Genomic DNA, 21269 nt, shown 5'->3' with positions numbered 1-21269 from the left:
ACGCGCGTGCCAAAACCCCGCCTCCTCAATCGCGATGAAGACTCGCTTCCGCTCGAGCGGGAGCTCCTGGTCCGGATGCACGACCTGATGGTGAAGGCGCGCGTCCTCGAAGAGCGCCTCATCCAGATGTACAAGCAGGGCCACGGTTACTTCTGGATTGGAGGCCCTGGTGAGGAGGCCTTCAACGTGCCCCTCGGCCTGCTGATGAAGAAGGGCCAGGGCCCCGCCTACGACTACCTGCACGCGCACTACCGCCAGTCGGCCACGATGATGGCGCTGGGCGAGGAGCCCATCGGCGCGATGCGGCAGATGAAGAACGTGGCGTCGGACCCCTACTCCGGCGGCCGCAACTTCGCGGGCCACTTCTCCAAGCGCGAGTGGAACATCGCCCCGGTCTCCTCCCCCATCGAGGTGCAGTACGTGATGGCTCCGGGCACGGCGATGGTGCAGAAGCGCCACGGCGGCGACGGCATCACCATCGTCACCGGCGGTGACGCGGGCACAGCCGAGGGGGATTTCGCCTCGTGCCTGGTGTGGAGCTCGCGCCCCGGCAACGAGCTGCCCATCCTCATCATCGTCACCAACAACAAGTGGGGCATCTCCACGTCGGCCGCCGGCCAGCACGGCGAGACGAACGTGTCCGATCGCGGCAAGGCCTTCAACATGCGCACCAAGACGATTGATGGGAACGATCCCATCAACTCGTACCTGGAGCTGCAGGAGGCCATGGCCTACGTGCGCAAGGAGCGCAAGCCCTTCCTCCTGGAGGCCGTCGTGTCGCGCCTGTACGGCCACTCCTCGGCGACGGGCGCCAACGTCGAGGGCGGCGAGCAGGACTGCCTGGTCCAGTTCGAGGCCCGCCTGGAGAAGCACGGCATCCTCTCCCGCCAGGAGATGGACGAGCTGCGCAACCGCTACAAGGAGGAGATGGCCGCCATGGCCCGTCAGGTCATCGAGGAGCCGCGACCGGCCCCCGAGACCATCTGGAACCACATCTACGCGGAGAGGAAGTAACCCATGGCCAACATGGCACAGGCCGTTCGCATGGCCCTGCACTACGCCGAGGAGAACCTGGGCGTCACCGACATCTTCGGCGAGGACGTGGGGCCTCCCCTGGGCGGCGTCTTCACCGCCACGCAGGGCCTCAAGACGGCGTGGAACTCGCCCCTGGACGAGCGCGGCATCATCGGCATGGCCATTGGGCTGGCCATGGCCGGCGCCCGGCCCGTCGCGGAGATCCAGTTCGCCGACTACATCTACAACACCATCGATCTGCTGAAGATCGCCGGCAACACGTGCTGGTCCACCAACGGGGACTGGAACCTGCCCATGGTGGTGAAGACGCCGGTGGGCAGCGGCATTCGTGGCTCGCTCTACCACTCGCACTCCTTCGACGCGACGGCCACGCACATCCCGGGCTGGAAGATCGTCATCCCCTCCAACCCGCTGGACGCGTACGGCCTGATGATCTCCGCCTGCCAGGAGATCAACCCCGTCATGTACCTGGAGCCCAAGGCGCTCCTGCGCATCAAAGGCGAGGAGCGGATCCCCGGCGAGCCGGACAACGACAAGCTGCTGTCGAAGATGATCGACGCGCCGCTGGGAGATCGCTCGCAGTGGAAGCCGCAGTGGCCGCAGCTCGAGCTGTACGCGGTGCCCATCGGCAAGGGCAAGGTGGTGCGCGCGGGCTCGCAGGTGACGGTGGTGAGCTACGGCCGCACGCTGCCCCTGTGCAAGAAGGCCGCGGACGACCTGGCCGCCGAGGGCGTGGACGCCGAGGTCATCGACATGCGCACACTGTGGCCGTACGACTGGGAGCTCATCAAGGGCTCCGTGGAGAAGACGGGCCGCGTGCTGTACGTGAACGAGGACACCGAGGTCACCAACTTCGGTGAGCACCTGGTGCGCCGCACGGTGGAGGAGCTCTTCTACAAGCTGATGGCGCCGCCCCGGCTGCTGGCGGGCAAGTTCGTGCCGGGCATCGGCCTGGCAGACGAGCTGGAGATGGCCTCGGTGCCCCAGCAGGGAGACATCACCGCCGCCATCCGGATGCTGGCGGCCGAGCAGCCCTAGCCACACACCACGAGTGAGGATGTCAACGAGGGCGGCCCGGATAAACCACCGGAGCCGCCCTCCGCCTTTGCGAGGTTGCCCGCGCCTTGGGTACACTGCGAGGGCCGTGCAATCGACGCCCTCAAGAAACCCTGCCCCGGACGCTCCTCCCTTCCGCATCCGCCGCGCGCGCCGCGGTGACGCCGAGAGCCTGGCCTCCCTCCTGCGTGAAATGGGCTACGCCCATGGCTCGGATGCCCAAACGGTCCACTGGGTGATCAGCCACCCGGAGATTGAGATCTTCGTGGCGGCGGACCCGCAGGATCGGCCCGTGGGCATGGTGTCGCTGTCACACCGGCCCCAGCTCAGGCTGCGCGGGCGCATCGCCACCGTGGACGAGCTGGTGGTGACGGAGACCTGGCGGCGGCGCGGCGTGGGCCGAGCGCTCATGCAGCAGGTGCTCGAGCGCTGTGGTGCCCGGGCGCTGAGTGTGAAGCGGCTGGAGGTGAGCGCCTACGCCCTGGTGGAGCTGCGGGACTTCTACGCGGCCTGCGGTTTCGTGCAGGTGGACAACATGGTGATGCGCCACGCCGATCTGGAGCGTCAGCACGGGCAGTAGCGCACCACCCGGCGGGGCCAAAGCCCCGCCTCTTCAGCGCTTGAAGCTCGTCACCACGCGCTGCAGACGGGCCTGGTCCGCCTCGGAGACGTCGACGAAGCGCACGCCAATGGCCTCGGCATCATCCCGCACCCACGAGACAATGCCCTCGATGTCGAAGTCCTCTCCGCTGACCGTCATCTGAAGGCGCACACGCGAGCCCACATCGTAGGAGCGGCGCGTACGCAGGCACAGCCCTCCCGCCGACAGGTTGAGCGAGTACGCGCGAAGTGCTCGCGCGGCGTCCTGTGCCTCCTGAAAGCGCACGTCGAACGTCGCCGTCACCCTCTCGTGAGTCCTCCGGTTGGCTTGCATCACCGCCGGCGACTCCGCAGCTTCGGCCGTCTTCATGCTCATGCGCACTTGCTTCCCTCGGGAGTGTTTCTCAAGGACTACGTGACAGCCTCAAGTGTCTGCTGTCACCCACGTCCTGTTCAAGGGGGGCCCGTTTCTCCCCGAACGTCTTATTAGTCCCGTTCGTGATTGCAGTGGGGGACAGGAATGCGGGCGAATGTTCTTCTAGTGAGCAGTGTCCTCGTCGTGGGGCTGATGGTTGGAGCGTGCCGTAACAGCAACAACAACACCGGGGATGCAGGGGGCGACTCGGGGCTCTCCAACGGCGGGCGTGATGGAGGCGGAGGGACACCGGATGAAGATGGGGGCGATCCGCCGCAGGTCTGCGACGTGGCGCGTCAACAGGGCTGTAGCGCGGGAGCGCTCTGCTTGCGAGGCCTCCTCGAGGGCGGTGGGCAGGGAAACCGCTGCTTCCCTGGAGAGTGCGATCTGGTGGCGCAGAACTGCCCCGCGGGCAACAAGTGCACCTACGTGCGCCAGGGGAGTGAGACGACGCGCCGCTGCGTGCCGGACGGGACGGTGACGGAGGGCGGAGCGTGCGAGAGCACCACGACACCAGGGGGCGACTTCTTCTACGACACGTGCAAGGCGGGGCTGTACTGCACGGATCAAACGGGACCGGACGGGGGCACCACGTTCGCGTGTCAGAAGTTCTGCTACGGGAGCGAGCAGTGCACGGCGCCCCGAGACTGCGTCGAGGTGCTGCGCTTCACGGGCTCGGATGAGTTGCCGAGGGTCTGTGGGCAGGCCGGGCCTGGGTGCGATCTGCTGGCGCAGGGCTGCGCGAGCCCGCTGGGGTGCTACCCCTCGCCTGGGAGCGGCGCGGTGTGCGTGACGGCGGGCGCGGTGGAGGAGGGGTCGCCCTGTGCGTACTCGAACGACTGCAGGCCCGGGAGCGCGTGCGTGAAGGACGGGGCAGGCCTGGTGTGCCGCAAGCTGTGCCGCGCTCCATCGGGAGAGCCAGGCTGCGCGAGTGGACGCTGCGAGCCGCTGCAGAACTTCGCGGGAGTGGGGGCCTGCGTGCAGTAGTCGCGAGGCTCGACGGCGGCCGTGCCCCGCACACTCCGGGCTTGTTGCGAGTGAGTCCGGAATGTAAGGGGCCCCCGTGGACTCTCATCGCTTGCGTCCGGGGCTCGTGTGGCTGATGGCGGCCGCCGCGGGCCTCTCTGTCGCGAACCTGTATTACCACCAACCGCTGCTCGGAGAGATTGGACGGACCTTCCAGGCCTCCGACCGAGCCCTGGGGCTCATCCCCGCCTTCTCCCAGGTGGGCTATGCCCTGGGTCTGCTGTTCATCGTCCCGCTGGGGGACAGCCTCGAGCGTCGGCGCACCATCGTCGTCATGACCGCGCTGGTGAGCCTCGCGCTCATGGGCGTGGCGATAGCGCCCAACATGCCGTGGATGGTGATCGCCAGCGGCGTGGTGGGTGTGACGACGGTGGTGCCCCAGTTGCTGGTGCCGCTCGCTGCACACCTCGCACCTGAGACGCAGCGCGGACGCGTGGTGGGTACGGTGATGAGCGGGCTGCTCATCGGCATCCTCTTGTCGCGCACCGCCGCGGGCCTGCTCGGGGTGCGGTTCGGCTGGCGCGCCATGTTCTGGATCGCCGCGGCGCTGATGCTGGTCCTGGTGGTGGTGCTGCGACTCACGCTGCCGAGCCAACCCGCGAGCTCCACCCTGCCCTACCCGGCCCTGCTGCGCTCACTGGGGGGCCTCGTGCGCGAGGAGCCCCTGCTGCGGCTGCACTCGCTGCTGGGCGCGCTCACGTTCGGGAGCTTCAGCGCCTTCTGGGCCACGCTGGCGCTCTATCTCCAGTCGATGCCGGAGCACTACGGCCCTCAGGTGGCGGGGTTGTTCGGCGTGGTGGGCGTGGCCGGTGCCGTCGCCGCACCGCTGGTGGGCCGCTACGCCGACGTGCGCGGAGACCGGCGCATCAACATGTTCGCCGTCGGTGTGCTGTTCCTCTCCTTCGTCGTGCTCGCGCTGCTCGGCCACTCGCTGTGGGGCATCGCGCTCGGCGTCATCCTCCTGGACCTGGGAGCGCAGGCCAATCAGATCGCCAACCAGGCACGCGTCTACGCGCTGCGCCCCGAGGCCCGCAACCGGCTCAACACCGTCTACATGGTGACGTACTTCGCGGGAGGCGCCTCGGGGGCGTGGCTGGGCAGCATGGCCTGGAGCCGCTGGGGCTGGCTCGGCGTCTGTGCCGTGGGCGGAGGCATGGCACTCACGGGGCTGGTGGTGCTGGGATTCGCCGGGCTGCGGCGTCCGGCAGCCTGAGTCCGCTCCAGGACAGTCCCTTCGGAGCAAGGATGAAACCGAGAGGAGGGCCCTGCTAGCCCTCGCGCCGCCATGACGGCTCGCGTACTCCCCTCTCGATATTCCCTGCTCGTGGACGTCGGGTGCCTCGGTGTCCTGCTCCTGGCTTCCTGGAAGCTGGTCCACGGCATCGAGCAGGTCCTCGACCTTGGCATGTGGGACGAGGCGGACTACCTGCGCCGGGGACTCATGCTGTCCTGGAGCGCCCTCCCCAACGCGGAGTGGGGGCCGCTGTACTCAATCTGGTACTGGGCCCTGTCCCGCATCTGGGCGGACCCGGTGGCGATCTACTACGCCAACCACAAGCTCCTGCTTCTCCTCACGGTGGCGGGCTCCTACGCCTTCATGCGGAGGATGGGGGCACGGCCGACTCTCGCGCTCCTCGGCTCGGCCATCTACCTGCTGTCGGCGGCCCCTCACACCCTTCCGAGGCCGACACTCCTCTCCCTGCTGGTGCTGCTGGCTGCGGGGCTCATCGCCTCCTTCCTCAAGTCGATGGAGGGCTTCTGGGCCGTGGTGGCAGGAGGGCTGCTGCTGGCGTCCTTCTCCCGCCCGGAGTTCTTCGTGGCCTTCCTGCTCGCCACCGGCGTCTTCGTGTTCCTCGTGGGCAGGAAGGTGCTCAACGAGGGCCGCGCAGCACTCCCACGAGCCACGGTCCTCGTCGCGGGTTTCGGGCTCACCACACTGGTGCTGCTCCTGGTGTTGGGCAACCCGTTTGGCAACACGAGCAACCGACGCTTCTATGCCTTCTGCCAGCACTTCGCCGTCAACTACGTGGCGCGCACCCAGCTCCCCGTGGATCCCTGGGGCGAGTGTGAGCAGGTCATCCATTCCGCCTTCGGGAACGTGGACAGCGTCGGTGCCGCACTCAGGAGCAACCCGGAGGAGTTCCTCTGGCACCTGGGCGTCAACCTGAAGCGCTACGTCGTCGTCTCCGTGGGCCTCTTCTTCGAGGGGTATGGAGGAACTTCGGCGGTAGCCGGAGCGTGGACGGTAGAGCGTGTGGGGCGCCTGCTGCTGCTCGTGGCCGTAGGCTGGCAGCTCGTCATGCTGGCCATGCGGTGGAGACGTTTCAGAGCGGCGTTGGCGGAGCCAAGGCTTCAACGACTCATCGGGGTGCTGTTGCTCGTGGAGCTCCCCATCGTGCTGTCCGCCATCTTGATCCAACCCCGGGTCCACTACCTCATCATCCAGGGCGTGATGATCGCGGCCGTCCTGGCCACGCTCGGCTCCCTCCTGGGAACGTGGGACGAGCGTGAGCCTGCGGGGCGCGTGCTCGGCGTGCTGTTTGGGCTCGGGCTTGTGGTGATCACCCCGGACCTCTCGCTCCGCGCATCACCTGGAAATACAGACGAGCACCTGCGGATGGTGCGAGCCATCGGAGCGCTCGGCCTGACGGAGCGGCTGGAGCCTGGAAAGCGGCTCGGCATGATTGAGGCGCAGGGCGGCTACGACGCCTACCTGGGCCGCCGCTATCGCCGGGTGTACTTGAATGCCGGCAAGGAGACCTTCGGAGAGTTTCTCCGGAAGCACGACATCGGGCTGATCCTCTTGGATGATGCGCTCCGGAAGCACCCGCGATTCGCCCGCGACGCGGAGTTCCTCGCCTTCCAGTCAGACCCGGAGGCCTTCGGCTTCTCGATGCACCCCCTGCCAGGGAAGGGAAAGGCCCTGGCCATTCCCAGCACCTGGACCACCGTATCTCGCGCGAACAGCTACTCGGACTGAGCGGGGGAGCTGGAGTTCTCCAACCCCTCCTCCTTCACGCAGATCAGCGAGCTCGCGTCCTGTGGCGGGCTCCAGGCTCTAAAGAGCGCATGCCCGCCAACATAGGGGAGTCGAGCGCCTCCACCCAGCGGCTCACCCGGTGTTGCGCATGCCCGCGGCAATACCGGCCAGCGTGAGCAGTAGCGGGCGATCGCAGTTCGCCTCCCCTGCCCTCTTACGCCGCATCAGCTCCACCTGGAGGAAGGACATGGGGTCCACGTAGGGATTGCGCAGCGCGATGCTCTGCCGCAGTTGCGCATTGCCCTCCAGGAGGCGCGACTCGCCCGTCACACGCTTCACCCAGCGCCGGGTGCGTGAGTACTCAGCGCGGATGCGCTCCCACAGCGGTCGCGTGGACTCCGGTGCCAGCGCCGCGTAGCGGGAGGCGATAGCCATGTCCGACTTAGCCAGCACCATGGCCACGTTGTCGATGACGGTGTGGAAGAAGGGCCACTGGCGGTACATGCGCTTGAGCAGCGCGAGCCCCTCGGGCCGCGAGCCGTACTCCTCCAGCGCCGAGCCCACGCCGTACCAGCCCGGCAGGATGGCGCGGTTCTGCGTCCAGGCGAAGACCCAGGGGATGGCGCGCAGGGACTCCAGTCCTCCGGCGGCGCGCTTGCTGGGCCGCGAGCCGATAGGGAGCGCGGAGATCTCCTCGATGGGCGTGGCGGTCTGGAAGAACGGCACGAAGTTCGGGTCCTCCCAGACGAGCGAGCGGTAGGCGCGGCGGCCGATCTCCGCCAGCTCGTCGAAGGCGGCGCGGAACGGCCCCTCTTCCGTGGAGGCCAGGCGCGGCTGCGCATCGAGCGAGTGCAGCAGCACCCCGCCGAGCACCAGCTCCAACGTGCGCCGGGCCAGCTCGGGCCGGGCGTACTTGTGATCCAGGGCCTCGCCCTGCTCGGTGGCCTTGTACGTGCCCGCGACACTGCCGGGCGGGAGCGCGAGGATGGCCTCATGCGCGGGGCCTCCGCCCCGGGCCACCGTCTCGCCGCGGCCGTGGAAGAGGCGCAGACGAATCCCCGCCTCGTGGGCCACCTGGGTGAGCGCGGACTGGGCCCGGTAGAGCGCCGCACTGGCTGCGAGCAGCCCCACCTCCTTGCCCGAGTCGCTGTACCCCACCATCACCTCCTGCACGCCTCGGGCTTGCAGGTGCTGGCGGTACTCGGGATGGGCGAACAGCTCGCGCAGGATGCGGGGGCCATCATCGAGTGCTCCGAGCTGCTCGAAGAGCGGCACCACGTCCACGGTGGCGCACCCGCGCCCCTCGTCCCACAAGCCAGACTTGCGCGCGCACGTGAAGGCCGCGAGCACGTCCTCGGCGCTGGAGGCCATGGAGAGGATGAGCGTGCGGCAACACCCCTCGCCCGACTCGGCCTGGGCCTCGCGCATCCGCTGCAGCACGGCCAGCAACCGGGCACCGCCCTCGGTCGGCGAGGGCCCACCCTCTAGCGACGCGGCGGCGCTGCGTGCGTCGTCCGCGGGCGCGCGCACCTCCAACTCGGCCAGGTGGAAGCCCATCGCCTGGACCAGGGAGACGAGGCGGCGCACCTTGCGCAACCCGCCCTGCCGCGCCTTGGCCTCGATGAGGGAGCGCTCGATGATCTCCAGGTCGCGCAGGAGGTCCGCGGGCGAGCGATAGGCGACGGCGGGAAGAGGATCGGTGCGGCCGGCGCGGCGACCCTCGACATACGCCAGGGCGGCCTGGAGGCGGGCCTCGATGAAGCGCAGCTTGCGGCGCCAGGGCTCGCCCACCGTGCGGGGTCCGTAGCGGGCCATCACCTCCGGCAGGTCCGCGGCGTCCTTCTCGAGCGAGGCCCGCAGCTCCTTCGAGACGAAGGTATGCCGCTCGGACTGGGTGAGCACCCAGCCCAGCTGGGCCACCAGGTTCATCATGTTGCGCAGCCCGCGAGCCCGGTGCGCGCGCAGCGTGTCCGCGAGCACATCCGGCGTCACCAGCGGATTGCCATCCATGTCACCGCCCACCCACGAGTGCAGGCGCACGGGCGTGGCGAGCACACCCAGGGGCTCGCCGTAGGCGCGCTCGAAGGCCCAGTCGAGCGTCTCCGGCATGAGCGCGAGCTGCTCACCGAGCACCTCCTCCACGTACCAGAGGACGTTCTTCACCTCGTCACCCACGGTGGGGCGCTCGCGGCGCAGCTCGTCCGTCTGCCAGAGGGCGGTGATCTCCTCGCGCATGGACAGCTGGGTGTCGGCCTTCTCGCGCGGCGTCTGGTGGCCGCGGTCGCGGTTCTCCAGGAGCCGGGCGAGGCGGTAGGTCTTCTCCAACACCGTGCGACGCGACGCCTGGGTGGGGTGCGCCGTCAGGGTGAGCGTCACCCGCATGGACAGGAGCAGCTCGCGCACCCGCGAGGCGGGGATGCCAGCCTGCTTCAACGACTGCATCACCGCCTCGAGCGAGGAGCGCTGGGGGCCCTGCTGGCTGAGGGCATGCTCCCGGCTGCGACGCATGCGGTGGTGCTGCTCGGCGAGGTTGACGAGTCGGAAGTACGTGGAGAAGGCGCGCAGCACGGGCTCGGCCTGCCCCAGGGGCATCTCCCGCAGCAGCGCGGCCAGCTGCGTGGCGGCGGCGCGGCGCTCGGACTTCGGCCCACGCCGTCGCTGGATGGACAAGCGCCGGACGCGCTCCTCCAGGTCGAAGAGGGACTGCCCCTCCTGCTCGATGAGGACTTCCCCGAGCAGCTGGCCCAGGAGCCGAACGTCCCGGCGCAGCTGCAGATCCACGTGACGGATGGGAGACATGCGAGGTGTCAAGCTAGTGTCGCTCCAGCGATTCGATCCACTGCCGCGTCGAAGTCATCCGACGCTCCACGTTGTCATGTACCGATACGGCGCAGGGTGAGCAGCGGACCGTCGTCCACCTTACGCCCGGTGAGATCGATGTAGCAGTCGAGCATCCAGTCGCCATGGCCCTCGGGGTCCATGATGCGCTGTTGGACCTCCCACTGCCGCTCACCAGCCTCCTTGAAGAAGGTGTTGGCGGGTCGGCGCGCCTGAGGCGTGAGCACCACGCTCCCGTTCGCCTCGAAGTAGGGCGCCATCGCCGCCTCCAGCTTCGCCGCCGTCCACTCCTCCCCTCCCGCGTCCAGCCGCAGCAGCGCCAGCGCATCCGCGTAGCGCTTCTGCCCGAGCGCCCGCAGCAGCCGGTGCACCTCGTTGCGCACGTGCGCCGCGAAGGCGCGCGGGTCGTCGGTGAGATCCGTCGGACGGCGATCCGGAGCCTCCGCCCGCCGGAGGACGACCTCGCCCGGGTTCTTCATCCGCTCCCACTCGTCCAGCAGGCTCTGGTCGACGTGGCGGATCATCGCCCGCATCCAGTCGATGATCTCGTTGACCTCCTGGTTGCGGTAGCGCTCGGGCACCGTCTGGGTGAGCGCCTTGTAGGCGTCACCGAGGTAGCGCATCAGCACGCCCTCGCTGCGCTGCAGGCCGTACTCGCGCACGTAGTCGTGGAAGGACATGTACCGCTCGTACATGTCGCGCATGATGGACTTGGGCCGGATGTTCTCCGCGCCTACCCACGGGTGCTTCTCCGCGAAGACGTTGAACGTGGAGTAGATGAAGTCCCGGTTGGGCTTGGGCCACTCGAGCTTCTCCAGCTCCTCCATCCGCTCGTCGTACTCCATGCCCCGCGCCTTCATCTCGGCGATCTTCTCGCCCTTGAGCTGGTGCAGCTGGGCGTAGAGCACCACCTCGGGGTTCTCCAGGATGGACTCCACGAGCGTCAGCACGTCCAGCGCGTACGTCTCCGCCTCGTGGTCCAGCTTGTTCAGCGTGTCCAGCAGGTACAGCGACAGGGTCTGGTTGAGCGAGAAGTCGCGCTGCAGCCCCGGCGCCACCGTGATGCTCGCGCCCGAGCCGCCCTCTCCCTTGTGCACCAGCACCAGGCCCGCGTTGCGCAAGGTGCGGAAGCAGGCCGCGGCCTCCTTCAGGTTCTTGCGCTTGATGTAGTCCGAGCCGTGCGAGCGGAAGATGAGCCGCACCAGCCGCTGGTAGCCCTCGGCGCCGCCCACCATCTCGCTCTGCAGCAGGTTGAGGAGGAAGCCGTGGGTCACCTCGAAGCGCGACTCCAGGGGCTCGGGGAGCCCGGTCTGCAGGCGCTCGAAGGTGTTCTTGTCGTAGTTGACGAAGCCCTTCTGCGGCGGAGGCTTGCGGGGCAGACGCTTGCCGCCCTTGGCCTCCTTCTGGGCGATCTTGACGTTCTCGATGACGTGCTCGGGCGCCTGCGCCACCACGCTGCCCTGCGTGTCAAAGCCCTTGCGGCCCGCGCGACCGGCGATCTGCTGGAAGTCGCGCACGCTCAGCGTGGCCAGCTTCTCGCCGTTGAACTTGAAGAGCTGCGTGAAGAGCACCGTGCGGATGGGGATGTTCACCCCCACGCCCAGCGTGTCCGTACCGCTGATGACCTTGAGCAGGCCCGTCTGCGCCAGCCGCTCCACCAGCAGCCGGTACTTGGGCAGGAGGCCCGCGTGGTGCATTCCAATCCCGTGGCGCAGGAAGCGCTGGAAGTCCTTGCCGTAGGGCGTGTCGAAGGGGGCCTCCAGCAGCGCCTGGCGGATGGCCTCCTTGTCCTCCTTGGTGGAGAAGTCCACGCTCATCAGGTTCTGCGCCTGCTCGGCCGCGGCGCGCTGCGAGAAGTTCACCAGGTAGATGGGCGCCTTGTTCTGCCGGATGAGATCCTGGATGGTCTCGTGCAGCGGCGTCTCGCGGTACTCGAAGTCCAGCGGCACCGGGCGCTGCGCGCTGCGCACGCTGGCCACCTCGCGGCCGGAGAACTCCTGCAACCGCTCCTCAATGAGGTGCGTGTCGCCCAGCGTCGCCGACATCATCAGGAACGTGGTGGACGGCAGGGTAATGAGAGGGATCTGCCAGGCGATGCCGCGCTCGCGGTCCGCGTAGTAGTGGAACTCGTCCATCACCACGTAGTCCGCGCGCAGCATGGCGTCGCGCAGCGCCAGGTTGGCGAGGATCTCCGCCGTGCAGCAGAGGATGGGCGCCTCGCGGTTGATGGCCGCGTCGCCGGTGAGCAGGCCCACGTTCTCCGGGCCGAAGGCCTCGCACAGCGCGAAGAACTTCTCGTTGACGAGCGCCTTGATGGGACAGGTGTAGAAGGACACCTTGCCCTCGGCCATGGCCTTGAAGTGCAGCGCCATGGCGACGAGCGACTTGCCCGAGCCTGTGGGCGTCTTGAGGAACAGGTGCTTGCCCCCCAGCAGCTCAAGGATGGCCTCCTCCTGCGCCGGGTAGAGGGCCAAACCGGTGGACTCCACCCAGCCAACGAAGCGGCTGAGGATCTCATCGGAGTCCAGGGGACCCTGCGAGCGGTCGGGAAGCAGCGCCGCGAGCGGCGCACGGGGGGATTCGATCGTGACCATGACGAGCGGACTCTAGGCGGGAGGCCGGGCAGGCTGAGGGGAAAAGTGCACGACTCTGCCCGGAACCATTCAGGAGCAACAGAGGGCTCGCCGCTCCCCATTCCGGAGTCCGCTCAGCGCTCCGTCCCCGGCCACTCACATCGTTCACAGGCCATGCGTGAGAACGAAAGCGTTTCTTCCGCGGCTCCGGGAGGCTTCGCATCAACCTCCTCCAGGAACCAGACGCCCACGACAGCGTCCGAGTCACAGAGGAAGCCGAACGCGCGCTCCTCCCGCCCTGTCTCCCAGACACACGCCACCCACTGCTCCCCGCACCGCTGCACGCTCGAGGAGAAGTGAGGGCGTGGCGCCGTGTCCTGTCCCATGCGGGTGAAGACGCACCCACCCGCGAGCTTCTGAATCACCGCCTCAGGAGTCTGGTGCGCCCTCGCCCCGATGGCTTCGACGGAGAACCCTTCCAGATCGGTGGGGCGGGCCTCGGTCAGACAGGTGTTGGTCCACTTCATCACGCGCTCGCGGCACCGTTGCGAAGGCCGTCCGACCAGGACGGCGCTCGGAGGAGGATTCCACGCCGCTTCAATTGACGCCCCCCTTCGGGAGTCCGCTCAGCGCTCAACGCGCTTCCGAATCCATCCGTGGTCGAGGTCTCGACACCCTCCTCTCCACAGACGAGCAACAGACCCCATCCGGCATTGGGAAGCTGCCATGCCCTTTCAGGCGGCGCTGTGATCGGTGGAGCGCGACGGGTTATCGCACAGAACTCACAGAGGCCTACCTGCGCCACCTGTCAATCAAGATCATACGGGCTGTTCCAGGCTCCCCTTGAACCCCTGGAATTTGTTCACTGCACGTACACAAGTGCACGCTCCCTGAACGGACATGTAGCGGCGAGGGCTGCCGACCGGATATACCGGTAAGCCTATGACAGCCGAAAAGCTCGTCTACGCAGGAACCGTTGAAGCGCTCTTCCTCAGGGCCCTCGAGAACCGTCTTACGCCTGCGTGCCGGATGCGCCTGCGTGAGGCCGGCCTCGACCTCGATCAGAAGCTGTCTCCCACCTACACGCTTGAGCAGTGGAAGCAGTTCCTCCGCATCGCGGCGGATCACGTCTACGCGGGAATGCCTGCCGAGGCGGCCTACTACTCGCTCGGTGAGCGGTTCATTGATGGTTACTTCTCCACGCTCTTCGGACGCGCGCTGCTCGGCGTGGCCCGGCTGCTCGGCCCCCGGAGGGCGCTGACCCAGGCCCGGCTCTGCTTCCGGACCAGCACCAATTGCAGTGAGGTGCGAATCGTGGAGCGTGGGTCAACTGAGGTGGAGTTCTGGCTCACGGACATCGGAGCGGACCTGCCGACCTTCGTGGCGGGCGTCCTGGCCCGTGCGACGGAGCTGTCGGGTGGCCAGCGAGTGGTGGCCATCCCCGAGGGCTTTGATGGCCAGTCGGCCACCTACCACGTCCGTTGGTCCGAGCAGGCCGAGGCCGCCGTTGCGCCCGAGCTCGCCGCGCGCGGTACCGCGGCTGGCAGCGCCTCGACGACCCAGCCTCCGGCGTAGAAGTCCCTCAGCATCGCTCAGGGGCACGGGGCTGGGATCAGCCCCCGCACCACTGGGGATGGGCGAGCACCCGCGCCTCGAGCTCCGGCGTGAGCGGCTCCCCATGGGGCGCACGAGACGAGGAGCGGCGCCAGCGCTCCAGCCAGCGCTCCCCAAGGGGTAGAGCCAGGGCTTCGCGGCGCGTGGCCGCCACCGTGGTCTCCCCCTTCGTCCCCGTGGACACGCCCGCTCCCACGTAGAAGCCAGCCAGCAACAGCGTGACGCGCGTGGGGGTGGCCGCGCTGTACGTCAGCAGCAGCGCCCCCTCCCCGTCCTCCCGGCAGCAGGCCCGCACCCGCGACAGCACCGCGGTGGTCCACATCTCCGGGTTGGACGCTGGGGAGAACGGATCGAAGAACACCAGGTCCGCCCGGGGCAGCCCTGCGGTGATCAGGCCCTGCGCATCCCCCAGGTGCAGCCGCCAGCGCAGGCCCTCCGCTTCCCAGACACCGTCGCGCATGAGCGCCTCGGCCGCCTCGCGGAAGGGCTGCAGGAAGGGGAAGCCCGCCGCGTCCGCCAGTGCGAGCCGCAGCGGCGCCAGGTCCACCTCGAAGCTCACCAGCTCCAGAGCTCGCCGGCGCTCGGAGCCCAGCTCGCGCGCGCAGGTGAGCGCCGCCACTGCGTTGGTGGCGGCCCCCAGGCCCACGTCGTGGATGACGAGCGGCTCGCCCGGGGTGCGCAGGCGCTCGGCCAGGCGCGGCTGATCCACGTAGAGGCGCAGGGCCTCCTGCCACGGGCCCACCGAGGGGTGCATCACCTCCCCGTGCCCGAGGTGCCGCACCGCCCGCGAGCCGTTGCGCAACGTCACCAGCTCGAAGTCGCCATCGCGAGGGTTCTCGGAGTCCACGCGCTCAGCCCACTTCCTTGAGGGTCACGGCGCCGGGGCCGACCTCGAGCTTCGCGTCCTTGAGATCCTTGGGCGTGGCGACGAGCTGCTTCAGCTCGCGGTAGGCCTGCGCATAGGAGCCCTTGAGGATGGCATCGCGCATCCGCCAGGTGAGCTGCTGGTAGTGGTGCACGTTGTGCACGGACAGCATGCGAGAGCCCGTGTGGTGCTTGCCGCTCATAAGGTGCTGCAGGTAGCCGCGGCTGTAGCGCTTGCAGACGTAGCAGTCGCACGTCGGGTCCAACGGCTCGTCGGAGAGGCGGAACACCTGGCGAGTAATCCGGACAAGACCCTGGAAGGTGTAGGCGTAGCCCTGCTGCGCCATCTTCGTGGGGATGATGCAGTCGAACATGTCCACGCCGCGCAGCACGGCCTCGAGCAGATCCGTGGGGGTTCCCACGCCCATGAGATAGCGAGGCTTGTCCTGAGGCAGCGACGCAGCGGCGCGGGCCGTCATGGCCTTGCGCTCCTCGTTCGTCTCGCCCACCGCCAGGCCGCCGATGGCGAAGCCGTCGAAGGGGTGCTGGGTGAGGAAGGCGGCGCTCTCATCGCGCAGGTGCGGGTGCACACCACCCTGGACGATGGCGAAAAGGGCCTGACCGGTGTCCACCTTGTTCTTGGCCGCGAGGCTGCGCAGGGCCCAGCGGTGGGTGCGCTCCATGGCCTCGCGGGTGCCAGCCTCGTCCGTGCGCGAGTCGATGCACACGTCCAGCACCATCATGATCTCCGAGTTGATCGCCTGCTGCATGGCGATGCTGGACTCGGGGCTGAGGAGCTGGCGGCTGTTGTCGTGGAAGCTGCGGAAGTGGGCGCCCTTCTCGGTGATGAGCCGGTCCTCGGGGAGGGAGAAGATCTGGAACCCGCCCGAGTCGGTGAGCACCGCCCCATCCCACTGCATGAAGGGGTGGATGCCGCCGAAGCGCTGGAACACGTCGATGCCCGGCTTGAGCATCAGGTGGTACGTGTTGGACAGGAGGATCTTCGCCCCGGTGGCCTTCACCTCTTCCATGCTGAGGTGGCGGAAGGAGGCGTGGGTGCCCACCGGCATGAAGACGGGCGTAGGGATGGAGCCACGCCGGGTGTGCAGTACGCCGGCACGGGCTCCCGTAGGGTCAGTAGTAACGAGCTCGAAACGAACGGCCATTAGGGGAGCCTTATACTCGCGACGGGCGCGAGACATGCCCGCTATCTGCCAGGCAGCCCAAGGATCAGGGGTTCAACCGTGTATGCCCCCTCTCCCCCTGGGAGAGGGCTGGGGTGAGGGTATCCCCCGCTCTGTGAGCCTCAGAGTCGAGTACCACAGAACTTGCAGTGAACCGCGTCCACATCATGGCCCTCGGCGCCACAGCCGGGGCAGGCCTCGGGGTTGATGCCGTGCCGAGAGGCCGCCGCGAGTTCCACGGACACGATGCCCGTGGGGACCGCGAGGACGCCATAGCCCATGATCATCAGCACCGACGCGATGAACTGTCCGGCCACGGTCTTGGGGGTGATGTCGCCAAAACCCACGGTCGTCATGGTGACGATGGCCCAGTACATCCCACGAGGGATGCTGTCGAAGCCGTTCGCCTCGCCCTCCACCAGGTACATCACCGAGCCCATGATGACGACGGTGCTCAGCACCGCGCCGAGGAAGACGGTGATCTTCGGCCGGCTCGCGCGCAGGGCGGTGAGGAGCACCTCGGCCTGCCCGAGGAAGCTCACCAACTTGAGCACGCGGAAGACGCGCAACAGGCGCAGCACCCGGACCACCAGCAGCGACTGCGCCCCGGGGAAAATCAAGCTGACAAAGGAGGGCAGGACGGCCAGGAGGTCCACCAGCCCGAAGAAGCTCCGCGCATAGAGCAAAGGGCGGCTCACGGCGCAGAGCCGCAGCACATACTCCAGGGTGAAGAGGACGGTGAAGACCCATTCCGCGATGCGGATGATCGCCCCGTATTGAGCACGGATAGGGGCCACGCTCTCCAACATCACGGCGAGGACGCTCAGGAGGATGGCCCACAGCAGCGCCACATCGAACGCCTTCCCCGCTGGGGTATCCGACTCGAAGATGATCTCGTGGAGCCAGGCGCGAAAGCCTGAGGGAGGACTCTGCTCGGAGGGACGCAACACAGGCCCAGTGTAGGACGAGTTGCCCCGCAGGGGGCCCTTCATGTCAAAGCGCCAGCAGCGTCTGCTCGATGGGTCGCGCCAGGCCCTCGGCGAAGTAGCGCACGCGCAGGTTCAGGTCGGGATCCCACCCGCCCTTCCCTGCCGCGCCCAGGTCCAGCACAGCGAAGTTCCTGCGGAAGAGCACGCGCCCATCCGGGTTGCCCGGCAGTTCCAGCAGCCGGCCCGTGAAGAGGTCCTGGTACATGTCCACCGCTTCCGAGCCGATGCCCAGCTCCACCACCTTGCGGATGAAGCCACTCGGAGGCTCGGAGCCGATGCCGCTGGAGACCACCTGGGTGATCTCCGGCTGATCCAAGTCCGAGCGCTTGTGGAACGGCACCCGCGAGCGCAGCCTGGCCGTGGTCCCCACGTGGACGTCTCCGCTCAACAACGTCACCTCGGTGCAGGGAGAGCACTTGCGGAACTCGAAGAGCCGGTTGAGCAGCTTGCGCAGCTCCTCGGCGTTGTTGGGCGCCATCCACGAGTCTCGCACATCCCCCAGGTACGCCGTCATCCCCAGCTTCTCCAGCAGCCTGCTGGCCGCCGCCACCTTCGCGTGCAGCGGAGGCACGCCGGTGACGACGTAGAGCCGCTTGAGCCCAGCGCAGGCCTGCGCCTCCAGCCACGCATCCATCTCCGCCCACTGGCGTCGGCCGATGACCGTCTGGTCCTTCCAGCTCCGATGCGTGCGCGCATCAAGCACCAGGAGGCCGATGCCGTTGCTCACCCACCCGAAGCCGTACGAGTCACTGAACGCCGGCGGGTTCAGGCGTGCCTGGAACTCCTCGAAGGTCGTCCGCGCGGCCTCGAAGAAGGCGCGATCCGCTGGTGTCACCTCGTCGTGCGAGCCCCACCCGTCGAAGATGTCGTGGTCGTCCCACATCATCATCGAGGGCACCGAGCCGAGCACCGAAGCCAACTCGGGCCGCTGCCACGTGTCGCAATAGAGGGTGCGGAAGGCCTCGCGCAACCGCTGCATCGCCTCCTCGTTCTCCGGCGTCAGGTGATCATCCAAGTCCGCGAGCTGCCACGCCTCTCGGATGTGGTCCGCGTAAACCTGATCGCCCACGTGGAGCAGCAGATCGACCTCTCCGGCTGAGACCACCTCTCCCAGCCGCTTCCACATGGCGTGACGCCGGTCGTGGTCGTTCACCGTGTGGCCACCATTGCAGCTCACCAGCCCGATGCGCAGCGGCTGGCCAGGCGGAGGCAGCAGCCGGAAGCGGCCGAGCCCCTTCGAATCAGAAAGCTGGGCGAGTGATGGCAACCCGTCCTCGGAGGCCGACACGGCCACCGCGTACTCGACCGTGGAGGACGCAGCGAGCCCCTCCAGCTCGAACGAGCCCTGGAGGAAGGAGGAGCCCACGGGCTGGGTCAGCCGCAGAGTCCGCTCCTGGAAAACACCCTCCCCCGAGCGGAACACGAGCCGGGCATGAGAGAGGCCATGCTTCGCGGTGACAGCGATGCGGGCCGTGGTGCTCGTGCAGCAGCCCACGGTAGTGATCAGCGGCCTCGACATGCCTCCATCATTCCACGACCCGAACCTTGCGCGCACGGGGCCCCCACTCATCCAACTGCGGGCGTGGGTGAAGGGGCATCACCCGTCGGGGCACCTAAGCCAGGACAACAAAGTCCTGTCAGGGACCCGAACGAGTGAAGAGCGAGGACCCCTCCGGGGGAGGTATTGCGCAACTTGTCCGACTGTTGGACAGGTCCGCGAAAAGTGTGGCCGGGAGGCCAGCGGTGATGGGGTCGTGGATGCACGTGGTGCGAATACGCTGGCTCCAGGGGAGCCCCTGAGTGGACAGCCGTCGCAACAACCACAAGAGAGGCTCCGCATGTCCTCATTAGGAGCAAAGAGCGTGCGTTGCACCATCTACAGTCCGGTTGTTGATCATCAGGCCATCCAGTCCGTGCGGGATGTCCTTCCCGGATGGTTGTTGCACTGGGAGGGCGAACTCGAGCGGTGGAGTTCCGCGAGTTTCACGAGCGCCCAGGGAACCCTCACCTTCAATTCCCTGGAGTACACCGGACCGATGGATCCATTCAGTAAGATCATCCTCGGTACCAGCAGCCACTTCTGGAAACGTAAGGATCTTCCCGAATCTGTCATGGATGACTTACTGGACTTCGTGGCTAACACCAAGTGGTTGGTCGGCGTCGTGGGAACCTCAGAGGTTCTCTCCGAGGATCTCTTCCTGAAGGCCGCGATGGAACTAGCGCGCCAGTTGAACGGCAGGGTCTTCGTCAACGGCACGGACCTCATCTCTCCAGAACCACGCGCCTAGCCTCGCTCCATCTCCCTCCAGGCGAGGAGCCGGGGGCTCGGCTTGTGTCCCACATTGCCGCCTACCCGTGGCCCGTCCCCCACCCCCTCGCCGGCATACAAAGCCACCCTTCCGGGGTTACAAGGAGTCCTCACCGCCGGTCCCGGCGAAATCCACCTGTCGCGCGCCTTCCGGCCGCCTACCCCTTCCGCTAGAAAGCGCCCCCCATGTTCACCATCACCAACGTCTCCAAGGCCTACGGGCCCAAGAAGCTCTTCGAGGAGGTCAACGTCGCCTTCTCGCCCGGCCGCCGCTACGGTCTCACCGGCCCCAACGGGGCGGGTAAGTCCACGTTCATGAAGATCCTCGCCGGAGACGAGGAGGCGGACATGGGCACCATCTCCCGCCCCAACAAGCTCGGCATCCTCCGCCAGGACCACTTCCGCTACGAGAACGATCGCGTCCTCGACGTCGTCCTCATGGGCAACAAGGCCCTCTGGGACGCCATGAAGGAGAAGGACACCATCCTCGCGAAGTCCGACATCACCGAGGAGGATGGCAACCGGCTGGGCGAGCTCGAGATGGTCATCGCCGAGGAGGACGGCTACAGCGCTGAGTCCGAGGCGGCCTCGTTGCTCGAGGGTCTGGGCATCCCCGCGTCCACCCACGAGGGGCCCATGAAGCAGCTCACCGGCGGCCTCAAGCTGCGCGTGCTGCTCGCCCAGGCGCTCTTCGGCAAGCCCCAGGGGCTGCTGCTCGACGAGCCCACGAACAACCTGGACATCGCTTCCATCCGCTGGCTCGAGTCGTTCCTCATGGAGTTCGAGGGCGTGCTCATCACCATCAGCCACGACCGGCACTTCCTCAACTCCATCTGCACGCACATCGCGGACATCGATTACGAGACCATCATCCAGTACACCGGTGGCTACGATGACATGGTGAGGCAGAAGGCCCAGGTGCGCAGCCGGGTCGAGTCCGAGGTCTCCGAGAAGAAGAAGAAGATCGCCCAGCTGCAGGACTTCGTCGCCCGCTTCCACGCCGGTACGCGCGCCTCTCAGGTGCAGAGCCGCATCAAGCAGATTGAGAAGCTGAAGACGGATGACCTCAAGCGCTCGAACATCGCGCGGCCCTTCATCCGCTTCGACGTGAAGCAGGTCAGCGGCAAGCAGACGCTGCAGTTCGAGGGCATCACCAAGAGCTACGACGGCCAGACGGTCGTCCAGCCCTTTAGCGGCCTGGTCTGCAAGGGCGAGAAGATCTGCGTCATCGGCCGCAACGGCGTGGGTAAGTCCACCCTGGTGAAGATGCTCGCCGGGCAGGTGGAGGCGGACGCGGGGAAGATCACCTGGGGCCACCAGGCCTCCATGGGCTACCTGCCGCAGGACCACCACGGCACCATCCGCAAGGGCACCACGGCCTTCGAGTGGCTGCGCGACATCAACACCAAGCTCACCAACGAGGAGATCTCCGGGGTGCTGGGCCGGATGCTCTTCTCGGGCGAGGAGCGGATGAAGCCCACGGACACCCTGTCCGGTGGTGAGACGGTGCGTCTGCTGCTCTGCAAGCTGATGCTCAACCAGGACAACGTGCTGGTGTTCGACGAGCCCACCAACCACTTGGATCTGGAGTCCATCAGCGCCCTGGCCGAGGGCCTTCAGAAGTACGAGGGCACCGCCATCATCGTGACCCACGACCAGGAGCTCATCTCCGAGGTGGCCACTCGCATCTGGAGCCTGGAGCTCGGCAAGCCCGTCAACGACTTCAACGGGACCTTCGCCGAGTTCCTCGAGAAGAACCCCTACCACGCCGCCCAGCGTCGCTAGCC

17 protein-coding genes are annotated in these 21269 nt (G+C 67.5%); 9 read left to right on the top strand and 8 right to left on the bottom strand.

Translation table 11 applies throughout. From position 1 onward, the window contains the following. The first annotated feature begins 6 nt into the window (after window positions 1-6). The 3 genes from F0U60_RS21775 (at window position 7) to F0U60_RS21765 (ending at window position 2671) form a co-directional block, all read left to right on the top strand. Entirely contained in the window at window positions 7-1014 is a 1008-nt protein-coding gene (locus tag F0U60_RS21775) for a thiamine pyrophosphate-dependent dehydrogenase E1 component subunit alpha (RefSeq protein WP_395822877.1), read from the top strand. 3 nt (window positions 1015-1017) lie between these two features. Next, complete coding sequence (locus F0U60_RS21770) at window positions 1018-2073, top strand: alpha-ketoacid dehydrogenase subunit beta (protein WP_395822875.1); 1056 nt, start codon at window positions 1018-1020, stop codon at window positions 2071-2073. A gap of 106 nt (window positions 2074-2179) precedes the next feature. Further along, window positions 2180-2671: a GNAT family N-acetyltransferase gene (locus F0U60_RS21765; RefSeq protein ID WP_395822873.1), complete on the top strand. Its 492-nt coding sequence runs from the start codon at window positions 2180-2182 to the stop codon at window positions 2669-2671. A gap of 33 nt (window positions 2672-2704) precedes the next feature. On the opposite strand, the gene F0U60_RS21760 is transcribed toward F0U60_RS21765, so the two are convergent. After that, complete coding sequence (locus F0U60_RS21760; RefSeq protein ID WP_395822871.1) at window positions 2705-3067, bottom strand: TIGR02266 family protein; 363 nt, start codon at window positions 3065-3067, stop codon at window positions 2705-2707. Between the two features lie 165 nt (window positions 3068-3232). On the opposite strand from F0U60_RS21760, the gene F0U60_RS21755 reads away from it, so the two are divergent. The 3 genes from F0U60_RS21755 (at window position 3233) to F0U60_RS21745 (ending at window position 7112) form a co-directional block, all read left to right on the top strand. Then, on the top strand, window positions 3233-4093 hold the full coding sequence (locus tag F0U60_RS21755; RefSeq protein WP_395822869.1) for a hypothetical protein: 861 nt from the start codon (window positions 3233-3235) through the stop codon (window positions 4091-4093). Between the two features lie 115 nt (window positions 4094-4208). Next, window positions 4209-5345 carry an MFS transporter gene (locus F0U60_RS21750; protein ID WP_395825373.1) on the top strand — a complete coding sequence of 379 codons (1137 nt, stop codon included), beginning with the start codon at window positions 4209-4211 and terminating at the stop codon, window positions 5343-5345. 72 nt (window positions 5346-5417) lie between these two features. Further along, complete coding sequence (locus F0U60_RS21745; protein WP_395822867.1) at window positions 5418-7112, top strand: hypothetical protein; 1695 nt, start codon at window positions 5418-5420, stop codon at window positions 7110-7112. 132 nt (window positions 7113-7244) lie between these two features. Here the strand turns inward: F0U60_RS21745 and F0U60_RS21740 are convergent, their stop codons facing one another. The 3 genes from F0U60_RS21740 to F0U60_RS21730 form a co-directional block, all read right to left on the bottom strand. Beyond that, the gene (locus F0U60_RS21740) at window positions 7245-9911 is read right to left on the bottom strand and encodes a phosphoenolpyruvate carboxylase (RefSeq protein WP_395822865.1); all 2667 of its coding nucleotides are present in this window, start codon (window positions 9909-9911) and stop codon (window positions 7245-7247) included. 74 nt (window positions 9912-9985) lie between these two features. Beyond that, window positions 9986-12544, bottom strand: coding sequence for a DEAD/DEAH box helicase (locus tag F0U60_RS21735; protein WP_395822863.1), 2559 nt, complete (start codon window positions 12542-12544; stop codon window positions 9986-9988). Between the two features lie 113 nt (window positions 12545-12657). Further along, window positions 12658-13050 (bottom strand): hypothetical protein, encoded by a 393-nt coding sequence (locus tag F0U60_RS21730; RefSeq protein ID WP_395822861.1) that lies wholly within the window; start codon window positions 13048-13050, stop codon window positions 12658-12660. 415 nt (window positions 13051-13465) lie between these two features. Between F0U60_RS21730 and F0U60_RS21725 the strand changes: the two genes are divergently transcribed. Beyond that, a complete protein-coding gene (locus F0U60_RS21725) occupies window positions 13466-14098 on the top strand; it encodes a TIGR02265 family protein (protein WP_395822859.1) in 633 nt (210 codons plus the stop codon). Window positions 14099-14135: 37 nt separating this feature from the next. Here F0U60_RS21725 and F0U60_RS21720 read toward each other — a convergent pair whose 3' ends face one another. The 4 genes from F0U60_RS21720 to F0U60_RS21705 all read right to left on the bottom strand — a co-directional run bounded on the left by F0U60_RS21720 (window position 14136) and on the right by F0U60_RS21705 (window position 18693). Further along, on the bottom strand, window positions 14136-14984 hold the full coding sequence (locus F0U60_RS21720) for an MnmC family methyltransferase (protein ID WP_395822857.1): 849 nt from the start codon (window positions 14982-14984) through the stop codon (window positions 14136-14138). Between the two features lie 4 nt (window positions 14985-14988). Then, window positions 14989-16167, bottom strand: coding sequence for a tRNA guanosine(34) transglycosylase Tgt (tgt, locus tag F0U60_RS21715; protein ID WP_395822855.1), 1179 nt, complete (start codon window positions 16165-16167; stop codon window positions 14989-14991). A gap of 140 nt (window positions 16168-16307) precedes the next feature. Next, the gene (locus tag F0U60_RS21710; RefSeq protein WP_395825371.1) at window positions 16308-17135 is read right to left on the bottom strand and encodes an ion transporter; all 828 of its coding nucleotides are present in this window, start codon (window positions 17133-17135) and stop codon (window positions 16308-16310) included. Between the two features lie 43 nt (window positions 17136-17178). Continuing rightward, window positions 17179-18693 carry an alkaline phosphatase D family protein gene (locus F0U60_RS21705; RefSeq protein WP_395822853.1) on the bottom strand — a complete coding sequence of 505 codons (1515 nt, stop codon included), beginning with the start codon at window positions 18691-18693 and terminating at the stop codon, window positions 17179-17181. A 343-nt stretch (window positions 18694-19036) separates the two neighbouring features. Here F0U60_RS21705 and F0U60_RS21700 point away from each other — a divergent pair, with 343 nt between their 5' ends. Together F0U60_RS21700 and F0U60_RS21695 are read left to right on the top strand one after the other, a co-directional pair. Beyond that, window positions 19037-19462, top strand: a complete 426-nt coding sequence (locus F0U60_RS21700; protein WP_395822851.1) for a hypothetical protein — start codon at window positions 19037-19039, stop codon at window positions 19460-19462. 206 nt (window positions 19463-19668) lie between these two features. Beyond that, entirely contained in the window at window positions 19669-21267 is a 1599-nt protein-coding gene (locus tag F0U60_RS21695; protein WP_395822849.1) for an ABC-F family ATP-binding cassette domain-containing protein, read from the top strand. Window positions 21268-21269: the final 2 nt, after the last annotated feature.

It is taken from the genome of Archangium minus, from assembly GCF_044360475.1.
GTDB classification, from domain to species: Bacteria; Myxococcota; Myxococcia; order Myxococcales; family Myxococcaceae; genus Archangium; species Archangium minus.
This window is presented reverse-complemented; position numbering and strand designations above follow the sequence as displayed.